5 protein-coding genes are annotated in these 5,140 nt (G+C 63.6%); 4 read left to right on the forward strand and 1 reads right to left on the reverse strand.

Annotation, left to right across the window (positions count from 1 at the left end; all coding sequences use genetic code 11):
- The 4 genes from COGEMETH_RS10655 to COGEMETH_RS10675 all read left to right on the forward strand — a co-directional run.
- On the forward strand, positions 1-795 hold a 795-nt coding region (locus COGEMETH_RS10655; RefSeq protein WP_238182545.1), incomplete at its 5' end, for a LysR family transcriptional regulator.
- Between the two features lie 384 nt (positions 796-1,179).
- Positions 1,180-3,375: an SF1B family DNA helicase RecD2 gene (gene recD2 / locus COGEMETH_RS10665; RefSeq protein ID WP_238182546.1), complete on the forward strand. Its 2,196-nt coding sequence runs from the start codon at positions 1,180-1,182 to the stop codon at positions 3,373-3,375.
- 123 nt (positions 3,376-3,498) lie between these two features.
- Positions 3,499-4,011 carry a hypothetical protein gene (locus COGEMETH_RS10670; RefSeq protein WP_238182547.1) on the forward strand — a complete coding sequence of 171 codons (513 nt, stop codon included), beginning with the start codon at positions 3,499-3,501 and terminating at the stop codon, positions 4,009-4,011.
- Between the two features lie 218 nt (positions 4,012-4,229).
- A complete protein-coding gene (locus tag COGEMETH_RS10675; RefSeq protein ID WP_238182548.1) occupies positions 4,230-4,592 on the forward strand; it encodes a hypothetical protein in 363 nt (120 codons plus the stop codon).
- 6 nt (positions 4,593-4,598) lie between these two features.
- On the opposite strand, the gene COGEMETH_RS10680 is transcribed toward COGEMETH_RS10675, so the two are convergent.
- Complete coding sequence (locus COGEMETH_RS10680; protein ID WP_238182549.1) at positions 4,599-5,126, reverse strand: Ros/MucR family transcriptional regulator; 528 nt, start codon at positions 5,124-5,126, stop codon at positions 4,599-4,601.
- Positions 5,127-5,140 lie beyond the last annotated feature (14 nt).

Consider the following 5,140-nt stretch of genomic DNA (forward strand, 5'->3'; position numbering starts at 1 on the left):
CAACTTGGCGCCAAGTTGTTCCAGCGTACCCCAAGCGGATCCGTCCTGACGTCGGCGGGGGCGAAGCTAGTCGAGCGCGCCGAACGGATCGAAGCGCTGATCCTCGACGCGCGGGAGGCCATTGTCGACCGCGACAGCTCGGTCAGCGGTACCATTCGAATTGGGGCGCCCGAGGTGGTGGGCGCCATGCTGCTGGCGCCACGTCTCGCCAGGCTCTCGAAGATCCACAAGGGGTTGGCAGTCCAACTGGCCGCTATGCCGCACAATTTTAGTCTGACCAAGCGTGAGACCGACATGATTATCGGGCTTACGCCGCCCGATCACGCCCGCCTGGTGAGCCGCAAGCTGGCCAATTATTACCTCTGTGCCTATGCAAGCCGTGAATACATTGCGCAAGCACCAGATATTAGGACGATGGAGGATCTGTATGATCATCCGCTGATCAGCTATACAGACGAACTCGTCTTTTCCTCGTATTTTGATTATCTGCGCATTGTTTTGCCATACGCGGTCGCATCATTTCAAAGCTCTAGTCTCATTGCGCAGCTTAACGCGACCGTCGAAGGGCTGGGCATTTGCATCCTTCCCCACTTTATGACCAGGGCTCACGCTGAACTGCTGCCAATCTTGCCGACCCTTACCACAATCCGCCGGTCCTGGTACGTGATATACAACGAGGAGCAGCGGTCGTTGGCTAGAATAAGGGCCGTCAGCGACTTCTTATCGGCTGAGTTCAAAGCCCTAAGGCCTCTCCTGACTGGCGAGGAGCCCACTGCCGGAATCTACGCTCGCTGATGCGCAATGTTTTAATTAACCGATCCCGCGGAGAGACTTATCTCTTATTGTACAGTTCCCAAGAAAGTTAGCCTTTACACTGTCCGGGCGTCTTCCCACGACGGCTGGGATGACGTGCCGCGACCCGCCGTGCCAGGTCTCGGTTCGCGCGAATCCTTTGGGAGCCGCCTTATTTACTCTGCCTAGATTCACCTGGCTACGTGGATTCCGGCCTTGGCGGATGGCTGAATAGCCACCTGTAGGCCCGGCTGAAGGTAGCCGTAGACGAGTAGCTGACGCGCTACGTAATCTCGCCGACGCGGCCGACCTGCAGTGTCGCAGGCCATGTCAAGCTGTTGCATTAAGCACCTGTGTTTCTGCGGGCGACATGGATGGGTGCAGCGAATGAACGAGAGAGGGCGACCGCATAAGTTCGAACGCGGTCAGCCCACCGAGACGCTTGCCGGTACAATCGAGCGGGTCACTTTCCACAACGCCGAGACGGGCTTCTGCGTGCTGAAGGTCCAGGCCCGCGGTAAGCGCGACTTGGTCCCAGTCATCGGCCATGCGCCGGCAATCGGTGCAGGCGAGTGGATCACCGCCACCGGCGTCTGGCACACCGACCGGCAGCACGGCCTACAGTTCAAGGCCGATACCCTGACGGCGACGCCGCCGACCGGCACGGACGGCATCGAGAAGTACCTCGCCTCCGGCTACATGCGCGGCATCGGACCGGCCATGGCCAAGCGGATCGTGGCAGCTTTCGGCGAGGGCACCTTCGAGATCATCGAGGCCAGCCCCGCCCGCCTGACTGAGGTGGAGGGCATCGGTCCGAAGCGCGCTGCACGGATCGTCTCGGGTTGGGCCGAGCAGAAGGCGGTGCGGGAGATCATGCTGTTCCTGCACGCTCATGGCGTCGGCACGGCCCGGGCGGTGCGTATCTTCAAGACCTACGGTCACGAGGCCATCGCGGTCATGACCGAGGACCCGTATCGCCTGGCCAGGGACATCCGCGGCATCGGCTTCAAGACAGCCGACGCCATCGCGATGCGGCTCGGATTGACGAAGGAATCCCCGCAGCGCTTGCGTGCCGGCGTGTCCTTCGCGCTGCAGACTGCCACCGACGGCGGCCACTGCGGCCTACCGACGGCCGACCTGCTCAAGCTCGCTGTGGATCTCCTCGGCGTCGAAGTCGCCCTTATCCGTTCCGCCCTCGTCGAGGTCCTGGCCGGCGGCGAGGTCGTACAGGATACGATCCGCGGCGAAGCCTGCATCTTCCTGGCAGGGCTGCACGCAGCCGAACGCATGATCGGTGAGCGTCTGCTCGCCCGGGTCTCGGATCGTCCGCCGTGGCCCTTGATCGATCTTGTCAAGGCGCTCCCTTGGGTCGAGGCCAAGACCGGCAAGGTGCTCTCACCCTCGCAAGTCGAGGCCGTCCGCCTCGTCATTGGGGCCAAGCTCAGCGTCGTCACCGGTGGCCCGGGTGTCGGCAAGACCTCGACCCTCGACACCATCCTGCGCATCGTCGTCGCCAAGGGGATGCGAGTGCTGCTCGCGGCCCCCACCGGCCGGGCTGCCAAGCGCATGACCGAGCAGACCGGGCTGGAGGCGAAGACGGTCCATCGTCTGCTCGGGATCGACCCGAAGCACGGCGGCTTCTCGCGCAACGAGGAGAACCCGCTCGATTGCGATGTGCTCGTCCTCGACGAAGCCTCGATGCTCGACGTGCCGCTGATGAACGCCCTCACCAAGGCCATACCTGGACATGCGGGTCTGCTGCTCGTCGGGGATGTGGACCAGCTCCCTTCGGTCGGGCCTGGTCAGGTGCTGGCCGATGTCATCGCCTCGGGCGCAGTCCCGGTGGCACGACTGACGGAGGTGTTCCGGCAGGCGGCCGAGAGCCGGATCGTGGTCAACGCCCATCGTATCAACGCGGGGCAGATGCCGGAGCGGCCGCGGGCCGGCGAGCCGAGCGACTTCCATCTCATCGAGATCGATGAGCCCGAGGCTGGGGTGGCGACCTTGATCGAGGTGGTGACGCGGCGCATCCCGGCCCGCTTCGGCCTCGACCCTATCCGCGACGTGCAGGTCCTCACCCCGATGCAGCGTGGCCTGCTAGGCGCACGCAACCTCAACCACGAACTCCAGGCCGTGCTGAACCCGCACCCAGCCGTCTCGGTCGAGCGCTTCGGCTGGCGCTTCTCGCCGGGCGACCGGGTGATGGAGAGCCAGAACGACTATGAGCGCGAGGTGTTCAACGGCGACCTCGGCACGGTCGCCCGCATCGACGAGGAGGAAGGCGCGGTGATCGTCAGTTTCGACGGGCGGGAGGTGGCCTACCCCTACGGCGAGCTCGATACCCTGGTGCCAGCCTATGCCACGACGATCCATAAATCGCAGGGCTCGGAATACCCCGCGGTGGTGATCCCGCTGGCGATGCAGCACTGGACCATGCTGGCGCGCAACCTCCTCTACACGGGGGTGACGCGGGGCAAGCGCCTCGTCGTGCTGATCGGGCAGCGCAAGGCGATCGGCATCGCCGTGCGCGGCGGCAACATGCGTCCACGCTGGACCAAGCTGCGGGAATGGCTAGCGCGATGACGGACCTGTGATGTACATGGCCGCCCGATGGCGCGAGCGGTGACACGGCCTTTCCGAAGCTTAGGCTTGGAGACGTTGTGGATGGTGGACCGCTCGTTTTGCGACCACACGATGAGCTGAGAGATGACCGAGGGTGATACGCTCGTGAAGGCACTTGCCGACGTGAGGCAGCGCAAGGCTGAGTTGCAATCCGAGTTCGACCGGATCAGCACGGAACTGGCGAAGCTGAAGCTCGCGGAGAAGGCGTTGGCCGCCATTGTCGAGGGGACACCGCTCGACGCCGGGGGCCTGCTATCGGATGCCGACGACGGCCAAACGCGAGCTCAACGCGGGACCACTCGTGGCGTGCGCGGGCCAAGGGCCAACTCGGCTAAAGGCCGGCTCAGGGCGTTGCTGCATGAGACTGGACCGCAGGGCCTGTCACAGGCGGACATCGCCCGTCAGCTTCCAGACGTCGCAGAAGGCACGCTCAACGCGTATCTCAGCGTCATGGTGACGAGGGGCGAAGCGGTGCGGCGCGGCGACTTCTACACGGCCGAGGGCGTGCGACCGGACGACGAGAAGGTTGAAGACGTCGGTAGTACTGATGGCACAATTCGACACCAGCAAGCCGAGCGAGATGAAGCGGCCGAGTGACATGCTCATCTTCGCTTGCAGGCAAATAACATACACATTTTGAATGTGCTTGAGCCCAGCGGATCGTTTTTGGGTCTTGAATGTAGTGGAGACGGACTACAGAACACCTGAGTCACACCTTCACAGGCACCTATGGACGGCCTCAACCGCGCAAAACCCGCGCGAGTGTTGCCCATACGTTCTTGCCCGTAGCCCTCCGAATCAGCGATATCATCGACATGCGGAAGTCGGTGTTCATCCTTGTCTTGATCGGTGCTGCGAGCCCTCCGAACGCGGTCGGAGCGGCTGCGCCTACCGGGTTGTCAGCCGATCTTACAGCCCTGGAGCAGGCGTGGAACGGCTGCGTTCGTGAAGCCTTTGCGCGCCAGCCGGCGGTACAAAGCCGGGCCGGCTCCCAGCGCAATGCTCTGGACGAATGCAAGCCATACGAGGACGCCTTCGTGGCAGCCCGCATGGCCGAGGACGGCGCCGTGCGGCGCGGCAACCGGTCATTGCCGGACCGCGCCAAGGCGTGGGCGGCAACCGTTGCCGCCTACGTCATGGATCCGCTCACCTCGTGGATCGAATTGCGGCGGCGCTGAGGGGCTTTACTCAGCCGCTGCAGCAGTGGGCGCCTTCTTCCGGCCGCCCGCCTTCGGTGCCGCTGCAGCAGGTGCTTTCCGAGGTCGACCAACCTTCTTGGGTGTCTCGGATACCGTCTCGGCTGCAACAGAGGACTTCGCGGCAGCCTTCCTGCGCTGCTGTCCCAGGCCGAGGGTACGAGCCAATTCGGACCGCTGGGCCGAATATTTCGACGAGGTCATCGGGTAGTCGCGGGGCAAGCCCCACTTCTCCCGGTAGCTCTCGGGGGTCAGGCCGCGCAGGGTCAGGTGCCGCCTCAGGGTTTTGTAGCTCTTACCGTCCTCGAAGCTGACGAGGTGCTCCGGCGTCATCGACTTCTTGATCTGAGCGGGCGTCGCCTTCTCTGGCCCCGCATCGACCGTTGCGCCTTTGTTCGTGAGGCCAGTCAGCGCAACGTGGACGCCAGCGATGAGCGCTGAAAGCTCAGTCGCTGGAACCGGATTGTTCGACACGTAAGCCGAGACAATTTCTGCGGCCAACTCGATGGTATCCATCTGAGCGGTTGAAG

The sequence above is a fragment of the Methylobacterium trifolii genome, assembly GCF_022179685.1.
Taxonomy (GTDB): Bacteria; Pseudomonadota; Alphaproteobacteria; order Rhizobiales; family Beijerinckiaceae; genus Methylobacterium; species Methylobacterium trifolii.

Coding starts and splice junctions, on each gene's coding strand:
- recD2 (WP_238182546.1), top strand. CDS start 1,180: ATGAACGAGAGAGGGCGACCGCATAAGTTCGAACGCGGTCAGCCCACC.
- COGEMETH_RS10670 (WP_238182547.1), top strand. CDS start 3,499: ATGACCGAGGGTGATACGCTCGTGAAGGCACTTGCCGACGTGAGGCAG.
- COGEMETH_RS10675 (WP_238182548.1), top strand. CDS start 4,230: ATGCGGAAGTCGGTGTTCATCCTTGTCTTGATCGGTGCTGCGAGCCCT.
- COGEMETH_RS10680 (WP_238182549.1), bottom strand. CDS start 5,126: ATGGATACCATCGAGTTGGCCGCAGAAATTGTCTCGGCTTACGTGTCG.